The following is a 22,617-nucleotide window of genomic DNA, read 5'->3' on the forward strand; positions in this document are numbered from 1 at the left end:
GACCACGGAGAAATGTAGAGTGAAGATTAGCGAACAATGGCTGCGTGAATGGGTTAACCCCGCACTGACTACCGAAGAACTGGCGCACCAAATCACCATGGCAGGCCTCGAAGTGGATGCCATTGAGCCTGTTGCCGGCGTTTTCAGCGGTGTTGTAGTGGCGGAGATCGTGACCGCGGAGCAGCACCCGGATGCCGACAAACTGCGGGTATGCACAGTCAATACAGGCGGTGGGACTGTACAGATCGTGTGTGGCGCTCCCAACGCCCGAGCGGGCCTGAAGACGCCGCTGGCGCAGGTTGGCGCAGTGCTACCGGGTGATTTCAGGATCAAAAAAGCGAAATTACGAGGTGTTGAGTCCCAGGGAATGCTGTGTGCGGAGCAGGAACTCGGCCTCTCGGACGCCAATGCCGGCCTGATGGAGCTGCCGGCAGATGCACCGGTCGGGACTGACTTGCGCTCTTACCTGGCGCTGGATGACCACCTGATTGAGATAGGCCTTACACCCAATCGTGCCGACTGCCTGAGTATCGCCGGCATCGCCCGCGAAGTGGGGCTGTTGAATGCACTCCCGGTCAGCGCGATTGGGTGTGACCCGGTGCCCGCCACCGTCGAAGATACTTTCTCCGTGCGCCTGGAGGCTCCGCAAGGCTGCCCGCGCTATGCGGGCAGGATCATTAAAGGTATTGATATCAGCAGGCCTTCGCCCCTGTGGCTGCAGGAGAAACTGCGTCGTTGTGGCTTACGCAGTATTGATGCGGTGGTGGATGTGACCAATTACATTCTGCTCGAGCTGGGCCAGCCGATGCATGCATTTGATCTCGGTAAACTGCAGGGCGGCATTGTAGTCCGCACAGCCCGTCAGGGTGAAACACTGGCTTTACTGGATGGCCAGAGCGTTAACCTGCGCGAAAATACATTGGTGATTGCTGACCACAGTGCACCGGTTGCCATGGCTGGAATCATGGGCGGCGACCCAACCGCTGTCGACGATAAAACCTGCGACCTGTTCCTCGAGTCAGCATTTTTCACCCCGGACCTGCTGGCGGGTAAGGCCCGTGGCTATGGCCTGCATACCGACTCGTCCCACCGGTTTGAGCGCGGCGTGGACTTCCGTCTGCAGCGCCGGGCACTGGAGCGCGCCACACGCTTGCTGCTTGACATTGTCGGTGGTGAGGCAGGGCCGGTAACCGAAGTGGTAGATGAACCCTGCCTGCCGCTGCTGCCTCCCGTCACCTTGCGTCGGGCGCGTATCCCGCGCCTGCTGGGCTTCGAGTTGCCGGATACCGAGGTTGAACGCATTCTGGCTGGTCTGGGGCTCATTGTTGTGGCAACGGAAGAGGGCTGGACCTGCGAAATTCCGAGCTGGCGTTTTGATATCAGTATTGAAGTGGACCTGCTGGAGGAGCTGGCGCGGGTGTATGGCTATAACCGGCTACCGGTAAGTCATATCCGGGCCGATCTGGTAATACCTGCCAGGGCTGAGGCGCGACTGTCTATCCGCGACCTGCGCCGCCATCTCGGCGCCCGGGGTTATCGGGAAGCCATAACCTACAGCTTTATCGATCCGCAGATGCAACGGCTGTTCGATCCGGACACCAAAGCGGTAGCACTGGAGAATCCGATTTCCGCTGATATGGCGGTGATGCGCAGCAGCCTGTTACCAGGGCTAGCCGCCGCCGTTCTTCGCAACAGTAATCGCCAGCAGGGAAGGGTACGCCTGTTTGAAACCGGACTGCGCTTTATACCCGGTGAGGCCGAGGGTAATGTTGCCGGCCTGCGCCAGGAACCGACACTGGCGATGATCATCAGTGGCCAGCGCTTTGCCGAATCGTGGGCGGTAGCCACGGCTCCGGCTGATTATTTTGACCTCAAGGGAGACCTTGAAAGCTTGTTGGGTATTGGGGGAGCTGCCGATAAATTCAGTTTTCGTGCGGCGCAACACCCCGCCTTACACCCGGGACAGACCGCCGAGCTGATCCGGAATGACAAGGTTGTCGGCATTCTCGGGGCCCTGCATCCCGGAGTGTTGGCGGAACTCGATCTGGTGGGACCCGTATTTGCCTGCGAAGTTGATCTCGCTGCAGTACTTGAGGGGGAGTTGCCCCGGTTCAGTGAATTGTCACGGTTTCCCGAAGTGCGTCGTGATATTGCGATTGTCGTTGATAAGACGGTTGCTGCCGCCACTTTGCTGGAAACTGTTCGAAACACAGCGGGGGCTTACCTGACGGAGTTAAGGTTGTTTGATGTCTATCAAGGCAAAGGTATTGATCCTGAACGAAAAAGCCTCGCCTTTGGTTTGACTTTCAGGGATCAAACGCGCACTCTTAGCGACGAAGTGGTGAACCATGCCATGGATCAAGTTATTGATTCCTTGGAAAAAAATTACAATGCTGAGCTCAGGAACTAGGCCCTAACCCCGATGACCGCCCTCACAAAATCCGAGATGGCCGAACGCCTGTTTGAAGAGCTGGGGCTCAACAAACGTGAGGCAAAGGAGATTGTTGAACTCTTCTTTGAGGAAATTCGCGCGAGCCTGGAAGGTAATGAACAGGTCAAGCTCTCCGGCTTTGGTAATTTTGACCTGCGCGACAAGAGCCAGCGTCCCGGGCGTAATCCCAAGACCGGGGAAGAAATCCCCATTTCCGCACGCCGGGTGGTGACTTTTCGCCCTGGCCAGAAGTTGAAGGCACGGGTAGAAGAATATGCTGGAACCGAGTCACAATAACGAACTGCCGGTGATTCCCGGCAAACGCTATTTCACCATTGGTGAAGTCAGCGAGCTGTGTGCGGTGAAGCCCCATGTACTGCGCTACTGGGAACAGGAGTTTCCGCAGCTCAAGCCGGTCAAGCGTCGCGGTAATCGCCGCTACTACCAGCGCGAGGACGTGCTCACAATTCGCCAGATTCGCACGTTGCTTTACGAAGAAGGTTACACTATCGGCGGTGCGCGTCAGCGTATGACCACGGAAGAGCCGGACGCAGTTCGCCTGAGTGGCCACGCTGTGATCAAAGAGACCATCGAAGAACTGGAAGATGTACTAAGAGTGCTCACGCCGGGCAAATAGAGTTTGTCTTCGAGCGCCCATTCAGTATAATGCGCGGCTCTCGCAAAGAGACTTTCGGGGCGTAGCGCAGCCTGGTAGCGCACCACACTGGGGGTGTGGTGGTCGCAGGTTCAAATCCTGCCGTCCCGACCATATTTATTATATTAATCAGTAGCTTAGGTTCTAGGCTCTACCCACTTAACGGGGGATGGACCGGTTTTCACTAAGCCCGATTGATAATGCCATCCGAACGCCGTACCGCGGCTCTACCCAATTAACGGGGGATGAGCCAGTTTTCACTAAACCCTGTTGATGATGCCATTCCATCCACAATGGGTTAAGACCCTCAGTCGGTAATTTTCAAAGTTTCTGAATCCATACGCTCTCCTCGACATCATTTCCATCTTGTTGTGCAAGCCCTCGGTCCCAAGGTGACTTTCTGTAAAGTCGCGCCTGAGAGCCGTCGACCAGGAAGGAAACCAGTTTCCCAAAGTGCCCTTTAATGCGTATAAGTACCTTTAGTGGCACTAGTGGTCTTTTGCGCTATAATTATCCCCCAGCGACATTAAAAGAGGGATCCGTTATGAAAAGCGATGCAGTAAAGGTGCCGGCGCCGCAAGGCCCGGAACGTGGTGTGGTCGCTCAGGCACGCCGGTTGCTGCAAAGTCTTTCCTGGCTGGCGCCAGCGGCGATGCTGAATAGTAAGGGCGGTCGTGATTTTGGCCGTCAGATAGAGGATTCGATCGCGGAAATCAACGAAGGAAAAGGTGTGCTGCGTTTGCAGATCCGTAGGCGCGATGCCGCGGTAGTGGTCAGTGTCGACCACTATGAAGAGATGGTACGGATGAAGGCCTTGTGTGCCGAGCTGGTGGACCGGGTGAAGGAAAAGGAGATCGCCGGAGCCGCTGGCAAGTATGAAGCGCTGTATCAGCGAATTACTTCGTCGACTTCCCGCCGTGCCGCAGATGCGTTGTTCTCGGTGACGGGCGAGGAGCTGCGGGAATCCTACAAGCCAGGTAAGACCGAGGGCTCGTGATTACGGTGATCGCCGGGGTGAATGGCGCCGGCAAGAGTTCGCTGGCCGGCGCTTATCTTCGACACAGCGGGGCTGATTATTTCAATCCGGATGAAATCGCCCGTCGCCTGCGGGCCGATGATCCCGGTCTGTCGGGGACCGATGCGAACGCACAAGCCTGGCAGATGGGCTACGAGCTGTTGTTACGTGCGATCGGGGAGGGACAGGACTATGTCTTTGAAACCACCCTGGGCGGTAACACCATCTGCCAGACACTGCACGACGCGATCGACCAGGGAGAGGCTGTCAGAATATTTTTCGTGGGCCTGGATTCGCCGGAACTGCATATTGTTCGCGTAAAGGCCCGGGTCAGCCGCGGCGGTCACCCGATTTCGGAAGCCAAGATCCGCGAGCGCTGGATCAGTGCGATTCACAATCTGATGGGACTGATCCCGCGCTGTGCAGCCGTGAGCGTCTTCGACAATTCGGCGGAAGATGTGGGGTTGGGACCCAGTCCGGTTTGCCTGTTCACCCTACAGGACGATTACTTCGTTAGCCCGCCCGTGGATCCGATGCCAGATTGGGCAAAACCTCTCGCTGCTGTAGCCATCACCAGAACACTTTCCTGATGCCCAGCAGTAATGCGATCGGGTCCTTGCAGGCGAGACCTTTGATCTCCTGGCTGAGTTAATGCCATTTTCATAATCCACGAAAGCGGCGTAGATTGGCCAAGCGTGATCTTGAGTATTTAGCCGTCTTAGAGCCGTCCGTGGAAGTGGGGTAGACCCTTGATACCCCAGTGGATGAAGCCTTTGCGGACTATTCATGGCCGTCAAAATAATTAGTGGCGGTTTAACTGCTCGGCCTCATTGAGCAGGGAGACGATGATGGACAGGCGGGGGGTTAGTGCTTGCCATTCAGCGCCCAGTCATAGTTGAGGAAGTTAATTTCGATCAAGTGTTGATTTTTTTTGATTCTGGATAACGACGGCCCCCCTAAAGTATTAGCGTAAGGTGCGATAAATTCGGCCAGAGAATCGATCCCCTGCCACCCGCGCTGAAAATCCTCCCGGTACCATTTGAAAATGGAGGACAGTTCAAACCGTCCGTTGCGATAGCGGTTGCGGTTGGCGTCTGACAGAAAGCGGCGGGTCTGGTCTTCCAGCTGATAAGTGAGCCGCTCACCCACATAGGCTTCGTTGCGCAGGGCCGGGCAACCGATAGCGGCGCAGTTGACAGCGAAGTGGATACGCGGCTCGTTGAAGCGGCCGGGCTCCCGGATCACCTCGTGTTCGATCCAGTCCAGGTGCCGTGGTTGCCCCAGAAAGGTGAAAAAATCCATCTTCCAGGGATTATTGAACCAGCCGCCAATGTCCCGAATGGAATCCACTGGCCAGTGGTTCAGGATCAGGCGAACGGTGAAGGCGTTGTAGGCATTGATCAGAAAGGCGAGTTGTTGTTCCTGGGGCCACTGCGCAAATTCGTCTTTTGAAACTCTACTGAGGTTGTCGAGATAGGCATCCAGAATTGCATGTTCACGGCGAAAGCTTTGGTAATCCACCTGGCTGGCCACGCCGTTATCGATCCAGTACACATGTTTTTGCAGTAATTGATGCCACAGTGTGTGCTCATGGTCGAAGGCATTGGAATTTTCAGCCTGTGTGGTCATGGTCAGAGCCAGCATAAAAGTCCCGAGTAGGATTTTGGCCAACATGAAATCTCCTTTTACAGTTGCCATTGATGATAACGTGCCAAGCCCCAGGTTGATGGCCAGATCGATAATGCTTTGGCAATCGCCTGGTGTCGTGGTGAATCGGCACGCGGTGTCGAAGTTTTCCAGGGCGGTGCTTTCCGTGATCCCAAGTTCAAGGCACTCAGTGTATAACCCTGTGGTGGCCAGCACCTGCCAGCCTTTCCTGGCCAGGGAGTGCATTCAGTCTACCTCGCTCAAACGCCTAACCAGAGGACGGCACGTGGTGCCCTGGACCAGCAGATTAAACAGCACCACGCCGAAGACCATGGACTGCACCGTGTACCAGTACGGAAGCTGCACAGGCAGGGTCAGCACCAACGCGATGGCAATGGCGCCGCGCAGACCACCCCATACCAGCAGGGGTTTCCAGTTGGAGGGTATGTTGTGATGACGCATCAACAGGGATGACAGCGGTGCGCAACTGTAGACGGTGGCGGCGCGGCCCACCAGCGCCGAGGCAATGGCAATCACTATGGCCAGCCACTGGTCGATAAACATGGCCGGTACGACCACCAGCCCCATCAGGGTGAAAACCAGGGCAATAAACGTGTCACCCAGCCAATCCCAGGTGACCTCGGTGTCCTGCAAAAGCCGTTGCTCAAAACTGCGTAGCCCGGACCGGGCCACCAGTGCGGTGACGACCACCGTGATGATGCCAGAAAGTCCCAATAATTCCTGGGCGACATAGAAACTGCCAAAGGCCGATACCACCAGGATCAGGTTGGCAATCACTGAAGACTTGAGGAACAGCACCAGGATGGCGGCAAGCAGGCCAAACGCGATACCCGTGATAATGCCGCCGATAATATGAATCGCCAGGGCGCCAACAACGGGTAGTGAGGGCATTTCATTGCTGTTGCTGACAGCCAAACTGAGTATCGCTGTAAACAATACGGCCGCTGCGGCATCGTTGAGCAAACTTTCCCCTTCCACCAAGGTGGCGATATCTTCTGGTGCTTTTTCAGTACGCAACAGGTTGACTACGGAAATGGGGTCGGTTGCGGCCAGTATGGCGCCTGTCAGCAAGGCCGCAATCCAGGGAAAGCCCGAGTGATTTACGCCGACATAGATCAACACAGCGGAGATTGCCACACTGATGGCGACGCCCAGGGTGGCAAAGATAAGGATTGGCACCACCCAGCGTCGTAACATGGCCGGTGAAATATGCCAGGCGGCCTGAAACAGCAGCGGTGGCAGTAACAGGTAAAACACCAGATCCTGAGCATTGCCGGCGCGGATGCCGGTATCGAGGCCCAGGGGCGCCACCAACAAGCCGCCCATAAAACCGGCGCCAAGGCAGCAAAGAGTCTTGTCAATGCGGGTCAATTTAGCAAGAATCAACCCGACCAATGCCAGGGAGAGCAGCGCCAGGGCCTGACCGGTTACCTGGGTAATCATCAGGTTGCCCACTCGTTGTTGGAGACCACGATATCGAAACTGTTGTCTTTCAGAGTCGAGCCGTAATACTGCTTGATCCCATCGTGCATACAATACTCCCGTGGGTGAGTGCAGTGGTTTTCAGGATCACTATAAGTCAGATGCGGGGTGAGGGCATTTATTACAGGCCTGTAACAAAAATGGATTGTTCGCATCCATCCAACATATTGCTGTTTTATAGGGCCGGTTGCTGACGCAAGGGAGGGGAAGCAGGAACCACCTGTGGCGCCGCGCCTGTGCTCATGTTGGCTGTATGCCGAGCAGGCCTATGCTTGCGCTTTGCAGCGATTCAATCCGTTGACTAACCTGATTCGGGTAGTCATTTGCAAACCCTTGAAGGAGGTAGCCCATGTCAAATCACGCCCAAGTTGATAAACCTTTTCCCCAAACCCAGCTGAAAACCCTGAGTGGCGACGAGGTGACGCTGGGCAAGCCCCAGAATGATCGCTGGCAGCTGGTTGTGGTCTATCGTGGCTTGCATTGTCCTATCTGCAAAAAGTACCTGGGGCAACTCAATGCCATGAAAAACGAGCTGGAGGAGATGAAGGTGGATATTGTCACCGTCTCCACGGACCCCAAGGAAAAGGCAAGAAAATTTGCTGAGGAACTGGGTCTCGATATAGAGGTCGCCTATGGCCTGACTATCGACCGGGCCCGGGAACTGGGACTCTATATTTCCACACCGCTGGATAGTGCCGAGACCGATCAGCCCTTTGCCGAGCCCGGCCTGTTTCTGATTCGCCCCGATGGTGGACTCCATGTCAGCGAGGTTTCCAGTGCGCCGTTTTGTCGCCCCGACCTGGAATTCATCAAGATGGGTGTGAATTATGTAGTGGAAAAAGACTATCCTCCCCGGGGCATTGGTTAGACCGTACCTCGAAACGTTCCGTTACCGATAATCCGGATTGGGATAGTCAAAACGACAGCCCGCTTGCCAGGCGCTCCGTTGGTTGCCGTGAGCGGGGATACCGCCCGCTTGCTTTAGTAGCAGTGCCAGGTGCATAAGGTTCCAGGTCATGAAGGTGGCGTTGCGCTGCGTGAAGTCATTTTCAGGACCACCGGAATCTTCATCGGCATAGGAAGGCCCCGGTCCGGCTTCGCCAATCCAACCCGCGTCGGCCTGGGGAGGGATGACGTAACCGAGGTGTTGTAAGGCATAAAAAACTGTCATTGCACAGTGCTTGATGCCGTCTTCATTGCCGGTGACGATACAGCCGCCAACCCGGCCATAGTAGATGGATTGATCCTTGTCGTTCAGTTTTCCCGATTCTCCATAGAGGCGTTCGATGACGCGCCGACAAACGGAGCTTTCCTCCCCCAGCCAAATGGGTGTGGCCAGAATGAGGATATCGGCGGCCATTACTTTTTCGCATAATTCCGGCCATTCGTCCGACGCGAAGCCGTGCTCTCGCATATCGGGATAGACACCGGGCGGTATATCAAGATCCACCGGCCTCACCATATCGACATGGATGCCGTTGGTTTTCATAATCTCGTAGGGCACTCTGAGTAGGTGTTCCGTGTGAGAGAGGGTGCCGGTGGGTTTCAGGGTACAGTTGAGGAACAGGGCGGATAGATCAGAAAAATCGAAATCGTGAGTGTCACACAGTGCCTGTTGCTTTTTGGTCAGTGTCATTGGGCCTCCTTCTCAGAGCGAGTCGTCGCTATCTCTCCGATGCTGCCGATTTGCCGGGATCATCGATAGTCCAGCGGGTATCCAGATCCCGCAGCATATAAAGCGCGATACAGGCCGCAAGCATTGGCCAGGCCGCGAAGAACAGCAGATTGTTGAAGGCATCCAGATACTGCTGCCAGGAAGACAGCGTCGATATGCCGTGGAGTATAAGGACAATTCCGTAGCTATAGCGCTTCATAAACCCGGACACAAAGGCCAGTACCACCACCAGCTGTAGAAGGCCGATAATCATAAAAGCCGTACTTGAAAGTCCTTCAAGGCCGTAGAAATTTTCAAACACGGCACCGCTATGCTGGGGATTGATTAACTTGTCCAGTGTCCACATGATCATCACGATAAACACGCCCAGGCGCAGTAGCAGCAGGGCATTGGCAATGCGTTGTTTTTCCATGGTCAGTTACCTCGTTGTTGTTTGCTGTGGTGGTCGAAAACGGATTCGAGATCCTTGGCGACACTGGTCCAGGTAGACACGCAGTAGGGCACGGCAAAGGTCAGCGCCACTTTCAGCCAGTCGGGCGAGTTGCCGGCAACAATCGTATCTCCCTGGTTGATAAGCACCAGAATGGGGCCTACCACCAGCGCCAGTCTGGTGGCGCGGATCATCGTCTTGCCATTGATCGCCAGGCGCAATGCAACTTGCATTTTGTTATCGCAACTACTGAGACGCTTCATAGACATCAGTGTAGGGATAAAAGCCATACCAGGCGAACCAATAGGCGCGTATCGCAGGCAGGGGTTGGCCGTCCGCGTCCAGTGCGACGGCGGTTTGCTGATCTGTCGGGCAGGCAAGACTGCCCTGTAAATCGAAGCCATTGAGGGTTTCCCCAAGCACCGCCGATGTCGGTACGGGAAGCAGGCAGCACAGTAGCCACAGTAGAATTTTCATTTTGAACACCTCGAATACCTATGGCTGGTGCCAATTACGGTCTGGCATCGCACAGAGTTTGTGCGTTTGCTCAGGTTAAGAATGCTTTGCATAACGGCGGCAGTGACGGCACATCAACAGGTGCATTTTCAGGGCGAGCTGCTGGTGGCGGCAAAGGTCGCCGTCTAGCAAATAATCGGCATTCTCAGCGACCTCTCGACACTTCAACACTCGCCGGTTTCCTCATAATGATCCACAACTTTAAACAGTTGGCTTTTCGCTCTATGCAGGATAACTCTGGCATTGGATGCCGAGAGGGAGAGTTCGTTACAAATATCCTCAAAAGAAAACCCGGCGAGGTTTCCCCTCATTCCCCTTGAGGGTTCAAACTCGGATGGGTCTCTTCGCCCCATAACATGACCAGGGAGCCAGAAAGAAACATCGCAATGGCGACAAACCAGAAACCGCTGGTTACCACTCCGGTAACGTTGGCGATAATGCCGAAGGCCAGCGCACCGATGCCATAGCCAAGGTCACGCCAGCTCATGAGTGTGAAAACATCCCGGGTAGTTGGATTATCCGATATGTTCCTTGGTAAACGGGCTTTAGGGCCAGTCGCCGCACCGCTGGCATGGCGGGCGCTTTCGACCTTCGCCCACCCATGGGTTTCGCGGATGGCAATGAGGGTTAGGACAATGGCCAAGCCGATGACAACCGTTCCAAACAGAAACAATCCCATGCGCGGTCCAAATCCAATCGCGAGATAACCGGTCACGATCCCGGCGCCGGCAACGCCCACATAGCCGGAGAACTCGTTCAGGCCCATTGTCAGCCCCCGTTCATCGGTCGGGGTGATGTCCATTTTCGCAGTCTGTGTCATTGACCAGCAGAGACCCTGGTTGACCCCCAGCAATACGGTAGCCGCGACAATCCATCCCCATGAAGGAGCCAGCAGTACCATCACGGGAATCGGGATGGCGGAGAGCCAACCGTACAAGAGAACCTTCTTACGTCCGATACGCTCGGCAAGCCGCCCGGCAACGAAGTTAAGGGTGCCCTCGACAAAGCCGAAGGCCACCACAAAGGAAGACAGTATGAGAGCGAGATACTAGTTGCGGCCTGGCAGCGGCCTGAAGCTTAGCCGGCCACGCGAGTCCCTGCTCCACTGATCCAGCCAGGAGAGGGACATCTATGCTATCTGAACCGCATTCAATCCAGTCGGCGCCTTGAATGAGATGCTGGAATTACTGCCTAGATAAAGGTAATGGCCACCTGAAACAAACGCTCCACCTGGGCAACAGAAGCTTTATCCGCAAGGAACAGGATGACGTGATCTTCTGCTTCAATGACCGTATCTTTCTCCGCAAAAATCACTTTATCCGCTCGCGCAATGGCGCCGACCATGGTGCCCGGCGGCAGGTTCAGGTCACTGATCCTGCGACCGACCACCCGCGATGTTTCCGCGTCGCCATGTGCTATGATTTCTATCGCCTCGGCGGCGCCCCTGCGCAGCGAGTGTACGGCCACCACATCGCCCCGGCGAATGTGCGCCAGTAGCGCGCCAATGGTGACCTGGGCGGGGGAAATCGCGATATCCAGGGCGGTGCCCTGGACAAGATCCACGTAGCTTGTGCGATTGATGATCGCCATGGTTTTGCGCGCGCCGAGGCGCTTGGCGAGCATCGCCGACAACACATTGGTTTCGTCATCATTGGTGAGGGCACAGAATACATCCGTGGCATCAATGTCCTCGCTCTCGAGCAATGTGGCCTCGCCTGCCTCACCATGCAGTACTATCGTGCGATGCAGGGACTCGGCCAGGAACCTGCACCGATCCGGGTTTGATTCAATCACTTTAACCCGGTAATCGGATTCCAGAAGCTCCGCCAGGCGCTTGCCGATATTACCGCCGCCCGCGATGACAATGCGCCGATAGGGCTTGTCAAACGGTCGGAAGGCACTGAGAATCGTCGAAATGTCATTCCGTTTGGCGATAAAGAATATTTCGTCATTCGCTTCAATGACCGTCTCGCCAGTCGGCGTAATCGCACGATCACGGCGATAGATAGCAACAATGCGCAGTTTGGCTCGGGTCAATTGCTTGAGCCGCTCACGTAGCTGCCGGCCCACCATAGGGCCACCAATATCCGCACGCACCGCCACCAGCTGGAGTTTGCCATCGGCAAAATCGAGAATCTGGAGTGCTCCCGGTTGCCTGATCAAGTGACGAATAAACGTGGTGACCAGCTTTTCCGGACTGATCAGGAAGTCTACCGGCACCGCACCGGGCGCAAACAGCCGTGGATGGCTCTGGTAATCGGCCGATCGCACCCTCGCCAGCCGGGTGGGCGTATTGAACAGGGTATAGGCAATCTGGCAGGCCATCATGTTGGTTTCATCGCTGCTGGTTACCGCCAACAGCAAATCAGCGTCTTCAATACCCGCTTTTCTCAGGACTTCCGGATGTGACGCATGCCCAACCACCGTCCTGAGATCCAGACGGTCTTGCAACGGCTTGAGCAGTTCCGACCGTTGGTCCACAAGCGTGATGTCATTGGCTTCGTTTACCAGATGCTCGGCGACGGTGGTGCCCACCTGGCCAGCCCCCAGAATAATGATATTCATAATGACTCCGTCCGAGCGCTGTCAGTGGCGCCAGTAGGCGGGAAGAAAAAGAATCAGCAGGGTGAATACTTCCAGGCGCCCCACCAGCATGCCCACGACACCCAGCCACTTCACCGTCGGACTCACCGTGGCAAAGTTGCCGGCAACCTCGCCCAGGCCCGGGCCGAGCAGGTTGATCGTTGCGACCACGGCACCAAAGGCGGATTCAAGATCCAGCCCGGCCGCCATCATCGCGACTGTCAACAAGAGCGCGGTGACGATGTACAGTACGTAGAAGCCCCAGATCGAAAATAACACGTCCTCGGAGACCGGGCGCCTGCCCAGCTTGACTACCGACACTGCGCGAGGATGCGCGAGCAGGAACAGCTGGCGCAGTCCGAGACGTGCCAGTAGCATGATGCGCAACACTTTAATGCCACCTGCTGTGGAACCGGCGCAGCCACCAATGAAAGAGACGATCACCAGCACCAGGGGAATGTGCAGCGGCCAGTCAGCAAATGTTGCAGTACCGAAGCCGGTACTGGTGAGAATGGATGCCACCTGAAACGCGGACTGCCTGAAAGATTCGCTAAAACCCTCATAGGCCCCCGCCAGGAACAAACTCAAGCCTACAATCACCGTGGCTCCCGCGAAAATCAGGCCATAGGCCTTTGCCTCGGGGTCAGTTGTATAGGGTCTTAGCGAAAGCCGGCGCCAGGCCAGGAAGTGAATGGCGAAATTGATCCCGCCGGCGAGCATGAACACAATGGCAATGCCCTCAATCAGTGGGCTGTTATAAAAGCCGATACTGGCATCATGGGTTGAGAATCCCCCGGTGGCGACGGTGGTATAGGCATGACAGATAGCGTCAAAGGGCGTCATCCCCGCCAGCCAGTAGCAGACGGCGCAGCCCGCGGTAAGCGCCAGGTAAATGAGCCACAACATCCGCGCAGTCTGGGCAATCCTGGGGGTCATTTTCTCATGTTTGGCGACCCCGGAGGCCTCGGCCCGGTAAAGCTGCATGCCACCCACGCCGAGCAGGGGCAGGATCGCGATGGCCAGCACGATGATCCCCATCCCCCCCAGCCACTGGATTTGCTGACGGTGATACAGTATCGAAACCGGGAGACTGTCGAGGCCGACAATCACCGTCGCCCCGGTTGTGGTAAAGCCTGAAATGGATTCGAAAACGGCGTCGCCGACGCTCAGGTGCAGGCCCAGGACGAACGGTAATGCACCGACAATCCCCAGAATTACCCAGAACAGAGTCACCACCAGGAAGCCGTCGCGGATTGACAGCTCCTGTTGTTGTCGAAAATTGGGCAGCCACAGCACCAGGCCGGCAGCTATTGAGGCCAGCATGGATATCAGGAAGATGCTCCACTGACCGTCGCCATAAAACAGCGCCACCGCAATGGACGGTGCAAAGCCGAGGCTGTAAAGCACCAGCAAGATACCGAACAGACGGGTTATCGCGCGCCAGTGCATTGCTCATACGCCGAACCTGCGACGCCTGTTGCCATTGTCAGCATGCTAAAATGCCCCGATCTTCAATGATCGGGATTATCAACACTGTTCCGGAACCGGTCACATAAAAAGAGTGTAAGATCTTTATGCGGTTTTTACTTTATGATCGGGGCCAACGAAGATTGCACCTTCGCCAGCGTACAGTAAAGCCACAAGCACAAAGCAGAAAGCACACGGGCAGTGACTTTTGATATGAACGGAATACACAATCTGCGGGGCTACATGGCAGCTGTTGCGATTATCGCAGCCTCTACCGTAATCGCCTTTCTTTTGCCGAGACTAATGCCCCATGCCAGCCTGTCACTGGTTTTTTTAACCGGTGTACTGGTTGCAGCCGCCAGCGGCAGGCTGGGACCGTCCCTGCTTGCCAGCATCCTCGCCTTCCTGACCCTGAATTTCTTTTTTACACCCCCTTTTTATACGTTTGAGGTCGCCGACGACGGCGATGTCATGACCCTGGCGTTTTTTCTGGTGATCGCGACCATCACCGGCAATCTCGCCGCGCGCATGCGCAAGGAAATGGCCAGGCGCGAGGAGGCCCTGAAGCAACTATCTGCGCTGTATGATTTCAGCAGAACATTATCCTCCACTTCCGGAGCCGATGAGGTGCGCTTCGGGCTCCAGGACCAGTTGCAACAAACCCTGGGCAGAACGGTGACAGTGTATACCCAGCGGGAGGAGGCCGTTCCCATTAGCTCAGCGCCCACTACCCGCCTGGCCCTTGAATCCGGAGAATCAGCGAATACCTTTATCGTAATTGTGGGAACGCTGGAGCCCGACGAGCACAATATCGCCCTGAACCTCACTACGCTCGCAGAGAATGCATTGCAGAGAATCAAGTTGGCGGAAGAGCTTGAAACAACAAAGATTGCAGCCGAAACCGAACAGCTGCGCGCGGCACTGCTGTCCTCGGTATCACATGACCTGCGCACGCCCCTGGCCTCCATCATCGGCTCCACCAGCAGCCTTCTGGAGTACGGTCACTCATTCAGCGAGGCAGCCAGGACGGACCTGCTGGCGACCGTGCTGGATGAATCCAGGCGCCTGGACCGGCACATCCAGAACCTTTTGGACATGACGCGACTGGGCCAGGGTAAATTGTCCCTGAAACGGGACTGGGTTGATGTCAGTGATATCATCGCCAGCGCCGTGTCCCGACTGGAAAATATACTGGATGGAATCAGTCTCGAAACCAGGGTACCCGAGGGTGCGCCGTTGCTTTATGTACACGGCGCACTGGTGGAGCAGGCCCTGGTGAACCTGCTGGATAATGCGGCCCGGTTTTCTCCCGAAGGCGGCTGTATCACTATCGTGGTGACCCCCGGTCCCGAGACACTGCAACTTGACATTTGCGATCAGGGGCCGGGGATTCCAGAAGAGGAACGTGAGAAAATATTCGACATGTTTTATACCGCAAAACAGGGTGATCGCAGCCAGTTGCAGGGAACCGGGCTTGGCCTGGCCATTTGTCGCGGCATGATTGCAGCACATGGTGGCAGCGTCACGGCCCGAAGTGGACATGATGGAATCGGTACTTGCTTCTCCGTTACGCTACCGGTCGCTCCCTCCCGCGAGACAACGACAGCATGATCATGAACACTCTGAAAGGCGACGTCCTCGTGGTCGAAGACGAAGCCCAGATCCGCAAGTTCGTACGTATCAGCCTGGAGGCCGAAGGCTACACCGTCCACGAGACACGTCTGGGTGGCGAGGGACTGGAGCTGATAGCGGCGTCCCCTCCCTGCCTGGTTATCCTTGACCTGGGGCTCCCTGACATGGATGGCCAGCAATTTTTGAGACGCGTGCGGGAGTGGTCCACAGTTCCCGTTATTGTCCTATCCGTGAGGGCCTCAGAGACCGAGAAGGTACAGGCACTGGATGCGGGCGCCAATGACTATGTGACCAAGCCCTTTGGCATCAGCGAACTCATGGCGCGCATCCGGGTGGTGCTGCGCAACAGCGAGGGCCGTGCTACTCCACCTGCGCTATTCCAGTCAGGGCCCCTGACGGTGGATCTCGCGCAGCGGAAGGTCAGCGTGGAAGGCGTTCCCGTACACCTCACCCGCAAAGAATATGACCTGCTGCATTTACTGATTAGCAACAGTGGCCAGGTGATGACACACCAGCAGATACTGCGCGCTGTCTGGGGGCCCGGACAACAGGAAGAGACGCACTATCTGCGAGTCCTGGTCAGGCAGCTTCGTAACAAACTGGGAGATGAGCCTACCCGGCCGCGCTTCGTCATTACCGTGCAGGGCGTAGGATACCGATTGGCGAGCAGTGCCTGAGATCAACCGCAAATAATACCCTGGTTTCACAAACGGCATTTTACTCATCACCATTGGCAGGCGCTTGTGGCTGGCTAACAGGTGTTCAGGTGGCAGGCTTCAGCGGTTTTGCATTCAGGTAGCATCATGCTACGCATATTGCACGTAGTCATTGAAGCCGAACGGCTAAGACAGAGAGGATAGCGGTCGCCAGGATGTCACCAGGACTGGACCAATCCTGGCCACTGAGCGCCAGTTCGATGGGTCGGCCGGGTTATAGGATGTTGATTTATAAGACCTATTTATTGGGGCTAAAAATTCAAAACCTTCCCGACCAAATCTCAGTAAAGCCCGCCTCTGTGTGGGCTGCATTTCCCCACTATATTTAGCCTACGACTTTATTGCGTCCTGAGTCCTTGGCTTTATATAGAGCCTCATCTGCGCGATTAACAAAATTTTCTGCGGTGTCGTTCTGTTGTAACTCCGCAATACCAATCGAGATTGTGATCTTTCCCAGCAGATGGTCATCTGACTTTCGCTTCAGGCGGCTTTTTTCCATGTCAGATCGAATATTTTCCGCAATTGCCAGGGCGGCATTCTTACTCGTCCCGGGCATAACGATTATCATTTCCTCACCACCGTAGCGCGCAACATGATGATATTCAGAGACGTGCTTCTTTATCAGGGCAGCAACATACCTGATGACATTATCGCCAATGGTATGCCCCCAGGTATCATTGACCTGCTTGAAATGGTCAATATCCAGCATTGCCAGGCAGACGGGCGGCTTCTCGTTACCCCGGACAATGTCACTCATGATTTCATCGAACGCATGACGGTTGAGCAAGCCGGTCAGGCCGTCGGTAGTAGCCACTTTTCTGACCGTGACCAGTTCAGCGCGAAGCTGCTCCATTTCAGTATTCGCTTTCGTCAACTCCGACTGCATTGCTTGCGTGGTCACTGCAAGTGCACGCGTCTCTCTGATGATGTCCTGAAATATCGCCTGGTGATTGGCGACTTCTGATGTGTTTTCCAGTAACGCAGATTTCTGCTCAAAACTCTCGCCGGTTTGTTCAGCTTTATTGAACGTCTCATCAATAGCATTGGAGGCGCGGGTTAGTACGCGGTGTATTTTCTGGTTGATGTCCTCAAACGATTCCAGAGAGGCGTTACAGATAAAAGAGGCGTAAAGTTCTTCGCTTTTTTTACTCTCCAGAGTTTTTGATTCAGCTAATAGTGAATCAATAGCCTTGTTCAATTCGGGATTTTGTTCGGCTACGTAGTCATACAGTAGTGCGTAGTTTATCGGGTTGGCAGCAATGCGATGTTCTGCGAAGAACGGAAAAATTTTCTTGCGATAGCTTTCATTCAGTGTGAGCGAAAAATCATACGAAGGAAGAATCGACTTGGTGTGAGTCATAGCTGCCATTAAACCGTTACGAATGTTTGATCAAACAGAGGAAGCCAATGGATGTATTAACATCTTGCCTGCCGATTTTTGACGTCAGAGAATACACTGATACGCACGATAAGTTCAAGCTGCTGGAACAACGCAATTTATCCTGAGGGAGTTGTCATGATTTTGTCTAGAAGCGGCGCCGCCCCCACAACGCCTGACCGGCAGACGCCGGGAGTTCGGTCTATTTCCAGAAAAACTTATTTACAATGTAACAATCTCAAGCCACAGGCATCTCTGATGCACAACAGTGGTTTCCGAATCGCTAGAAGTATCAGTTAAAGGAGAAGTTGGGTGACTGAACAAGGATTCGCGGGTGGACTGGTGTGCCATGATAAGAAAAATTGGAGAATTGGCATCAGGATCTGCGCTCTGGGTATCTTACCTATGGTGCTACAGCCGCATAGCGCCGTGGCGGAGTTACAGAGTTCATCCCTTGAAGAAATTATTGTTACCGCGCAAAAGCAGGAGCAATCGCTGCAGGAAGTGGCGTTATCCGTCGATGTTCTTAAAGGGGATGAGCTGGATATGATCAGGGCCTCTGCCCAGGATGTGCTGTTCCTTGCAGCGCGTTCACCCAGTGTCTATGCGGAGTCCTCGTCCGGGCGTACATTTCCCCGCTTTTATATTCGTGGACTGGGAAATACTGACTTCGACCTGAACGCCAGCCAGCCGGTTTCCCTGGTCTATGACGATGTGGTGCTGGAAAACTCCATACTGAAGGGATTTCCGGTATTTGATACCGATCGGGTAGAGGTTGTGAGAGGCCCGCAGGGAACCTTATACGGGCGTAACACCCCTGCCGGGGTGATCAGGTTTGAGTCGGTAAAACCATCCACAACCAGCGAAGGGTATCTGCGAGGCGCTTTTGGTCGTTTCAACACAGTCGATGTTGAAGGCGCGGTGAATGTCCCTTTAAGCAACGATGGCATCAGCATGAGGCTGTCGGGTCTCTACCAACAACGCGATGATTTCGTCGACAACACCTTCTCCGGCGGGGAAGACGGCTTTGAGGGTTTCGAGGAATTCGCGGCCCGTGTGCAGATCCTGTTTCAACCGGTCGATAATTTTTCCGCACTACTGAACATGCATGGCCGTCAACTGGACGGTGGCTCCAGATTATTCAGGGCCAATATCATTGAACCTGGAGATGATCGGCTGGTTAACGACTTCAGGCTCACTGAAACGGCACAGGACGCCACCCAGGTCCTTGAGGTAGACAACTTCGGTGCCAGCCTTAAGATTGACTGGCGGCTGCCCGTGGGCGCACTAACGTCCATCACTGCCTATGAAACGGTCAGCGCTGATGCCCGGGGCGATGTTGATGGTGGCTTCGGTGCGGACTTTGCGCCCCCGTCAGGGCCGGGTTCAATACCGTTTTCAGCGGAGACGGCGGACAATATTACCGGCCACGACCAGATCACCCAGGAACTCCGGTTGGCGGTTGCTGTGTCGGCAGCCGTAAGCGCCACTGTGGGCATGTTCCTGTTTTACGAAAATCTGGAGATCGAAAACCTGAGTTTCGATACCCTGGCGGGCGGCGAACTCAACGGGCTTGCGGTACAGGACCAGGAAACACGTGCCTGGGCAATCTTTGCCTCTACCCAGTGGGTGGTTACCCCGTCACTTGAGGTCAATGCAGGATTACGGCTTTCAGGTGAAGACAAAAAGCTGGTCGCATCTCGCCTGATTGGGCCCTTTGGCGCGCCTGCGTTGGGCCCTGTGCGCCGCGATCTCGACGATACTGTCGTCTCGGGCGATATCAGTACGCGCTACATCCTTACTGAGCAGCTCAGTATTTACGGTCGCTATGCGCGCAGCTTCCGGGCGCCCAACGTCCAGGGCCGTATTGTATTTGGCGACGTCGTAACTGTTGCAGATACCGAGACTATTGATTCGGTTGAGTTTGGCCTGCGTTCCGAGTTCATGGAGGGAAGGGCGCGATTGAATGCAACCACGTTTTATTTCCAGACCGAGGATCAACAGCTGACCGCTGTTGGCGGTGCCGGTAATTTCAACCAGTTGCTTAATGCGGAGTCAGTAGAAGGCTATGGTATTGAGCTTGATATGTCGTTGCAGCTGTTTGAGGGGCTCTCGGTACAGGCAGGATACAGTTTTAACCACACCCGGATCGACGATCCCGATCTGGAAGTTGCTGTCTGTGCGGTGGCCTGTACGGTTCTGGATCCCATTAACCCGGTTACCGGCAACGCCCGTATTGATGGTAACTCGCTTCCCCAGGCGCCTGAACATATCGCCAATATCAGTCTCCAATACGAATTCAAGCTGCCCGAAAACAGGGGTACCATGTCGTTATCCGGGGATGTCTCCCATCGCAGCCGGGTAAATTTCTTTCTCTATGACAGCGTTGAGTTTCGTGGTGATGATGAGACGCTTGTAGGCTTGCGAGCTGCGTTTTCGCCTGCGGATGCAGCCTATGAACTCGCCATATTCAGCCGTAACGTCTTTGATGACCGCTCGATAAAGGGCGGCATTGATTTTAATAATTTCTCCGCATTTGTCAGTGAACCCCGCACCTGGGGCATCGAAGCGAGTCTCAGGCTTTGATTTTGTAGAGTCACTTGTCAGCCCAAAGCCTCTACCGCCTGGCCAATGGATTCATCGATGTCTCCGTCTCGAATAGCTGAGAGCGACTATAGTTAGGATACAGTCGCAATAGCGGAGGGAGTGCATTCTTATGTTGCCGGAAGGCGTTATCAAAGTCAGTAAGGGCACGGCTTTCGACAGGGACGCTTACCCTGCTTTCGATAGCAGGGGCCTTGCCCTGGTCACCGGTGGCGAGCCGGGTTGATCCACGTGGCAAGCCGGCAAATGGCGAGCACCAGGAGCTTGCCAACACTTGATGACAAGGTGGCTTTTCTGGCCAGTGCCGCTGCCTATGTGGATTATGACGGCCCTGTAACGGCAATGGAAACCCATATGTCATGGGTGTTTCTAACCACTGAGCGCGTGTACAAGTTGAAGAAACCGTTGCAGAGAGACCTGGTTGATCTGCGTAGTCTGGACGCCCGGTATCATAACTGTGGTGAGGAGCTCCGGTTGAATCGCCGACTGGGCGGCGACACCTATATAGGGGTTGAACGGCTCGGGATAAAGGCGGGTCAGCAATTAAGCCTGGGCAGTGGCGTGGCCGTTGACTGGCTGGTGGTCATGCACCGTCTACCCGATGACGCGATGCTCGATTCCCAGCTGGCAGCGTGTGATGTTAATTACTCAGCCGTTGCCCGGGCAGCGATTCTACTGACTGATTTCTATCAGCAGTCTACCCCGATTGAGCTATCAGCTGAGCAGTATCGACAGCGGCTGGAAGACAATGTCCGCAATAACCATCGCGCCCTGGCGGCATATCCCGTTGCCCAACAGCAAGTAGAGCGTATCGTTGGCAGGCAGTTAACGGTGCTTGGGTCTGAAGCCCGCCTGTTCAGTGAACGGGCACGGCGGGGAATGATTGTTGAGGCCCATGGGGACCTGCGTCCCGAGCATGTTTGCCTGACCGAACCGCCGGTAATAATCGATTGCCTTGAATTCAGTCGCAACCTGCGTATACAGGACCGGGTGGATGAACTCGCCTTTCTCGCCATGGAGTGCCAACAGTTGGGCGACACTTGGGCAGGGGAAATCCTCTTTGAGACGTATGGGCAACATAGCGGTGATAAACCAGCGGCACTATTGCTGGCGTTTTATAAGGCGTACAGGGCTTGCGTCAGAGCCAGATTATGCGCTGCCCATCTTGATGACGGCCCCGAAGAAAACAATGCGCGGTGGCTGGAGAAAGCCGGCTGCTATCTGGATATGGCAGAAGCGTTTACTGCCTGTTATGACCTTTGAAAGAATGGCTGCTTATACTCAGTGTTCAAGTTTGCTTACCAGGCCGCCGTGATGAAGCCGATGAATGGCTTCGCCGATCAATGGCGATACATCCACCATCTCGACCGTATTACGGTACAGGGCCTCGGGCAACAAACGCGGTGGGATACTGTTGGTTACCAGGATCCTCGCCAAGGCCGATGATGCAAGGGATGGCTCGCTGACAACGCCATCTACCGCTGCGCTGAAATTCCCGTGGGTGGCAATGCCAATTATCTCTGTTGCGCCAGAGTCCTTAAACGCCTCTGCGGCGCGTTTCAGGGTGCGACCACTGGTAATCATGTCATCCACGATTAATACTGTACGATCCTGCACTTCCCCCACAACGTTCGAACCACTGACCGCCCCTTCGCTGCGAAACTTCTCCATGAATGCAGTGCCCATCGGCACGCCAATACGCCGTTCCAGGGCTTCCCGGAACTGTTCTGCGCGCTTTATACCGCCGACATCGGGCGAGGCAACGGTAATCATCTTGTCCTGCAAATCCGGCAAGATATGTTCAATAAAAGTACTGCGGGCACTCAGGTGCTCACTATTGCAGCGAAAGGCATTGTCAAAACCTGCCGTATTGTGGGCTTCCAGCGTAACTATGCGGTCAAGCTTCATGGCCTCAAAGAGCTGTGCGATGTAACGGCTCGTCACCGGGTCGCGGGCCTGGGTTTTGCGTTCCTTGCGTGAATAGCACAGATAGGGGATAACGGCGGTAATACGGTCCGCCCCGTTTTCCCGCAGTACACCAATCAGGCATAACAGCCTTACCAGTTTGTCGTTAAGGCTGTATTCGTGGTCGGTGAAAAGAGACTGTACAACATATACGTCCCGGTCGCGCACGCTCTGCAATGGGCGAATTTTGTGTTCTCCATCCGGGAAGTTCCGCTCTTCATGCAAGCCCACGTCAATTGCCAGATGAGCGGCAACCAGCGCCGCAAAATCCTTGCCGCTGTGCAGGCTGAATAACGCCATCTCATTTCTTGCCATAAATGGAACCTTTATCCGGGCCCCTTTTACCCGTAAATAATGGTGCTTGAGTCAACGGCGTCGGGGGCCTGCTTCCTTTCAAGTA

General features: G+C 55.1%; 22 protein-coding genes and 1 tRNA gene. 11 read left to right on the plus strand and 12 right to left on the minus strand.

The window, feature by feature from the left end:
- Positions 1-19: 19 nt before the first annotated feature.
- The 4 genes from pheT (at position 20) to CWI75_RS13050 (ending at position 3,200) form a co-directional block, all read left to right on the plus strand.
- Positions 20-2,410, plus strand: coding sequence for a phenylalanine--tRNA ligase subunit beta (pheT, locus tag CWI75_RS13035; RefSeq protein WP_101521942.1), 2,391 nt, complete (start codon positions 20-22; stop codon positions 2,408-2,410).
- A 12-nt stretch (positions 2,411-2,422) separates the two neighbouring features.
- The gene (gene ihfA / locus CWI75_RS13040) at positions 2,423-2,728 is read left to right on the plus strand and encodes an integration host factor subunit alpha (protein ID WP_101521943.1); all 306 of its coding nucleotides are present in this window, start codon (positions 2,423-2,425) and stop codon (positions 2,726-2,728) included.
- Positions 2,706-3,068, plus strand: coding sequence for a MerR family transcriptional regulator (locus CWI75_RS13045; protein WP_101521944.1), 363 nt, complete (start codon positions 2,706-2,708; stop codon positions 3,066-3,068). The genes ihfA and CWI75_RS13045 overlap by 23 nt, the downstream gene beginning before the upstream one ends.
- A gap of 55 nt (positions 3,069-3,123) precedes the next feature.
- Positions 3,124-3,200 (plus strand) — tRNA-Pro (locus tag CWI75_RS13050).
- Positions 3,201-3,346: 146 nt separating this feature from the next.
- Here the strand turns inward: CWI75_RS13050 and CWI75_RS13055 are convergent.
- Entirely contained in the window at positions 3,347-3,538 is a 192-nt protein-coding gene (locus tag CWI75_RS13055; RefSeq protein WP_277621767.1) for a transposase, read from the minus strand.
- Positions 3,539-3,630: 92 nt separating this feature from the next.
- Here CWI75_RS13055 and CWI75_RS13060 point away from each other — a divergent pair, with 92 nt between their 5' ends.
- Complete coding sequence (locus CWI75_RS13060) at positions 3,631-4,083, plus strand: hypothetical protein (RefSeq protein ID WP_101521945.1); 453 nt, start codon at positions 3,631-3,633, stop codon at positions 4,081-4,083.
- The gene (locus CWI75_RS13065) at positions 4,080-4,691 is read left to right on the plus strand and encodes an ATPase (protein WP_101521946.1); all 612 of its coding nucleotides are present in this window, start codon (positions 4,080-4,082) and stop codon (positions 4,689-4,691) included. The genes CWI75_RS13060 and CWI75_RS13065 overlap by 4 nt, the downstream gene beginning before the upstream one ends.
- 274 nt (positions 4,692-4,965) lie before the next feature.
- Here the strand turns inward: CWI75_RS13065 and CWI75_RS13070 are convergent, their stop codons facing one another.
- Together CWI75_RS13070 and CWI75_RS13075 are read right to left on the minus strand one after the other, a co-directional pair.
- On the minus strand, positions 4,966-5,964 hold the full coding sequence (locus CWI75_RS13070; protein WP_241521214.1) for a DUF547 domain-containing protein: 999 nt from the start codon (positions 5,962-5,964) through the stop codon (positions 4,966-4,968).
- 30 nt (positions 5,965-5,994) lie between these two features.
- Positions 5,995-7,212 (minus strand): cation:proton antiporter, encoded by a 1,218-nt coding sequence (locus CWI75_RS13075; protein WP_101522014.1) that lies wholly within the window; start codon positions 7,210-7,212, stop codon positions 5,995-5,997.
- A 388-nt stretch (positions 7,213-7,600) separates the two neighbouring features.
- Between CWI75_RS13075 and CWI75_RS13080 the strand changes: the two genes are divergently transcribed.
- Positions 7,601-8,119: a peroxiredoxin-like family protein gene (locus CWI75_RS13080; protein WP_101521947.1), complete on the plus strand. Its 519-nt coding sequence runs from the start codon at positions 7,601-7,603 to the stop codon at positions 8,117-8,119.
- Between the two features lie 21 nt (positions 8,120-8,140).
- Here the strand turns inward: CWI75_RS13080 and CWI75_RS13085 are convergent, their stop codons facing one another.
- From CWI75_RS13085 to CWI75_RS13120, 7 genes are all read right to left on the minus strand, one after another.
- The gene (locus CWI75_RS13085) at positions 8,141-8,887 is read right to left on the minus strand and encodes a flavodoxin family protein (protein ID WP_101521948.1); all 747 of its coding nucleotides are present in this window, start codon (positions 8,885-8,887) and stop codon (positions 8,141-8,143) included.
- 28 nt (positions 8,888-8,915) lie between these two features.
- Positions 8,916-9,338, minus strand: coding sequence for a hypothetical protein (locus CWI75_RS13090; RefSeq protein ID WP_101521949.1), 423 nt, complete (start codon positions 9,336-9,338; stop codon positions 8,916-8,918).
- 2 nt (positions 9,339-9,340) lie between these two features.
- Positions 9,341-9,589 carry a nitrate/nitrite transporter NrtS gene (gene nrtS / locus CWI75_RS13095; RefSeq protein WP_101521950.1) on the minus strand — a complete coding sequence of 83 codons (249 nt, stop codon included), beginning with the start codon at positions 9,587-9,589 and terminating at the stop codon, positions 9,341-9,343.
- 13 nt (positions 9,590-9,602) lie between these two features.
- On the minus strand, positions 9,603-9,833 hold the full coding sequence (locus CWI75_RS13100) for a hypothetical protein (protein ID WP_101521951.1): 231 nt from the start codon (positions 9,831-9,833) through the stop codon (positions 9,603-9,605).
- Between the two features lie 346 nt (positions 9,834-10,179).
- On the minus strand, positions 10,180-10,893 hold the full coding sequence (locus CWI75_RS13110; RefSeq protein ID WP_206604725.1) for an MFS transporter: 714 nt from the start codon (positions 10,891-10,893) through the stop codon (positions 10,180-10,182).
- Positions 10,894-11,063: 170 nt separating this feature from the next.
- On the minus strand, positions 11,064-12,437 hold the full coding sequence (trkA, locus tag CWI75_RS13115) for a Trk system potassium transporter TrkA (RefSeq protein ID WP_101521953.1): 1,374 nt from the start codon (positions 12,435-12,437) through the stop codon (positions 11,064-11,066).
- Positions 12,438-12,458: 21 nt separating this feature from the next.
- Positions 12,459-13,904, minus strand: a complete 1,446-nt coding sequence (locus CWI75_RS13120) for a potassium transporter TrkG (protein WP_101521954.1) — start codon at positions 13,902-13,904, stop codon at positions 12,459-12,461.
- A gap of 231 nt (positions 13,905-14,135) precedes the next feature.
- On the opposite strand from CWI75_RS13120, the gene CWI75_RS13125 reads away from it, so the two are divergent.
- Both CWI75_RS13125 and CWI75_RS13130 read left to right on the plus strand, forming a co-directional pair.
- Entirely contained in the window at positions 14,136-15,533 is a 1,398-nt protein-coding gene (locus CWI75_RS13125) for a sensor histidine kinase (RefSeq protein WP_146003594.1), read from the plus strand.
- 2 nt (positions 15,534-15,535) lie between these two features.
- A complete protein-coding gene (locus CWI75_RS13130) occupies positions 15,536-16,231 on the plus strand; it encodes a response regulator (protein WP_101521956.1) in 696 nt (231 codons plus the stop codon).
- 364 nt (positions 16,232-16,595) lie between these two features.
- On the opposite strand, the gene CWI75_RS13135 is transcribed toward CWI75_RS13130, so the two are convergent.
- Positions 16,596-17,630: a GGDEF domain-containing protein gene (locus tag CWI75_RS13135; RefSeq protein ID WP_101521957.1), complete on the minus strand. Its 1,035-nt coding sequence runs from the start codon at positions 17,628-17,630 to the stop codon at positions 16,596-16,598.
- A gap of 423 nt (positions 17,631-18,053) precedes the next feature.
- Between CWI75_RS13135 and CWI75_RS13140 the strand changes: the two genes are divergently transcribed.
- Positions 18,054-20,234, plus strand: coding sequence for a TonB-dependent receptor (locus CWI75_RS13140; RefSeq protein ID WP_101521958.1), 2,181 nt, complete (start codon positions 18,054-18,056; stop codon positions 20,232-20,234).
- 264 nt (positions 20,235-20,498) lie between these two features.
- The gene (locus CWI75_RS13150; RefSeq protein WP_146003595.1) at positions 20,499-21,515 is read left to right on the plus strand and encodes a hypothetical protein; all 1,017 of its coding nucleotides are present in this window, start codon (positions 20,499-20,501) and stop codon (positions 21,513-21,515) included.
- 18 nt (positions 21,516-21,533) lie between these two features.
- On the opposite strand, the gene CWI75_RS13155 is transcribed toward CWI75_RS13150, so the two are convergent.
- Complete coding sequence (locus CWI75_RS13155) at positions 21,534-22,532, minus strand: ribose-phosphate diphosphokinase (protein ID WP_101521960.1); 999 nt, start codon at positions 22,530-22,532, stop codon at positions 21,534-21,536.
- Positions 22,533-22,617: the final 85 nt, after the last annotated feature.

Source organism: Kineobactrum sediminis, assembly GCF_002868715.1.
GTDB lineage: Bacteria > Pseudomonadota > Gammaproteobacteria > Pseudomonadales > Halieaceae > Kineobactrum > Kineobactrum sediminis.

What these genes read in the sequence shown, in the direction of transcription:
- ihfA (WP_101521943.1), top strand. Translation starts at nt 2,423, where the DNA reads ATGACCGCCCTCACAAAATCCGAGATGGCCGAACGCCTGTTTGAAGAG.
- CWI75_RS13045 (WP_101521944.1), top strand. Translation starts at nt 2,706, where the DNA reads ATGCTGGAACCGAGTCACAATAACGAACTGCCGGTGATTCCCGGCAAA.
- CWI75_RS13060 (WP_101521945.1), top strand. Translation starts at nt 3,631, where the DNA reads ATGAAAAGCGATGCAGTAAAGGTGCCGGCGCCGCAAGGCCCGGAACGT.
- CWI75_RS13075 (WP_101522014.1), bottom strand. Translation starts at nt 7,212, where the DNA reads ATGATTACCCAGGTAACCGGTCAGGCCCTGGCGCTGCTCTCCCTGGCA.
- CWI75_RS13080 (WP_101521947.1), top strand. Translation starts at nt 7,601, where the DNA reads ATGTCAAATCACGCCCAAGTTGATAAACCTTTTCCCCAAACCCAGCTG.
- CWI75_RS13085 (WP_101521948.1), bottom strand. Translation starts at nt 8,887, where the DNA reads ATGACACTGACCAAAAAGCAACAGGCACTGTGTGACACTCACGATTTC.
- CWI75_RS13090 (WP_101521949.1), bottom strand. Translation starts at nt 9,338, where the DNA reads ATGGAAAAACAACGCATTGCCAATGCCCTGCTGCTACTGCGCCTGGGC.
- nrtS (WP_101521950.1), bottom strand. Translation starts at nt 9,589, where the DNA reads ATGCAAGTTGCATTGCGCCTGGCGATCAATGGCAAGACGATGATCCGC.
- CWI75_RS13100 (WP_101521951.1), bottom strand. Translation starts at nt 9,833, where the DNA reads ATGAAAATTCTACTGTGGCTACTGTGCTGCCTGCTTCCCGTACCGACA.
- trkA (WP_101521953.1), bottom strand. Translation starts at nt 12,437, where the DNA reads ATGAATATCATTATTCTGGGGGCTGGCCAGGTGGGCACCACCGTCGCC.
- CWI75_RS13120 (WP_101521954.1), bottom strand. Translation starts at nt 13,904, where the DNA reads ATGCACTGGCGCGCGATAACCCGTCTGTTCGGTATCTTGCTGGTGCTT.
- CWI75_RS13125 (WP_146003594.1), top strand. Translation starts at nt 14,136, where the DNA reads ATGAACGGAATACACAATCTGCGGGGCTACATGGCAGCTGTTGCGATT.
- CWI75_RS13130 (WP_101521956.1), top strand. Translation starts at nt 15,536, where the DNA reads ATGAACACTCTGAAAGGCGACGTCCTCGTGGTCGAAGACGAAGCCCAG.
- CWI75_RS13135 (WP_101521957.1), bottom strand. Translation starts at nt 17,630, where the DNA reads ATGACTCACACCAAGTCGATTCTTCCTTCGTATGATTTTTCGCTCACA.
- CWI75_RS13140 (WP_101521958.1), top strand. Translation starts at nt 18,054, where the DNA reads ATGGTGCTACAGCCGCATAGCGCCGTGGCGGAGTTACAGAGTTCATCC.
- CWI75_RS13150 (WP_146003595.1), top strand. Translation starts at nt 20,499, where the DNA reads ATGGCGAGCACCAGGAGCTTGCCAACACTTGATGACAAGGTGGCTTTT.
- CWI75_RS13155 (WP_101521960.1), bottom strand. Translation starts at nt 22,532, where the DNA reads ATGGCAAGAAATGAGATGGCGTTATTCAGCCTGCACAGCGGCAAGGAT.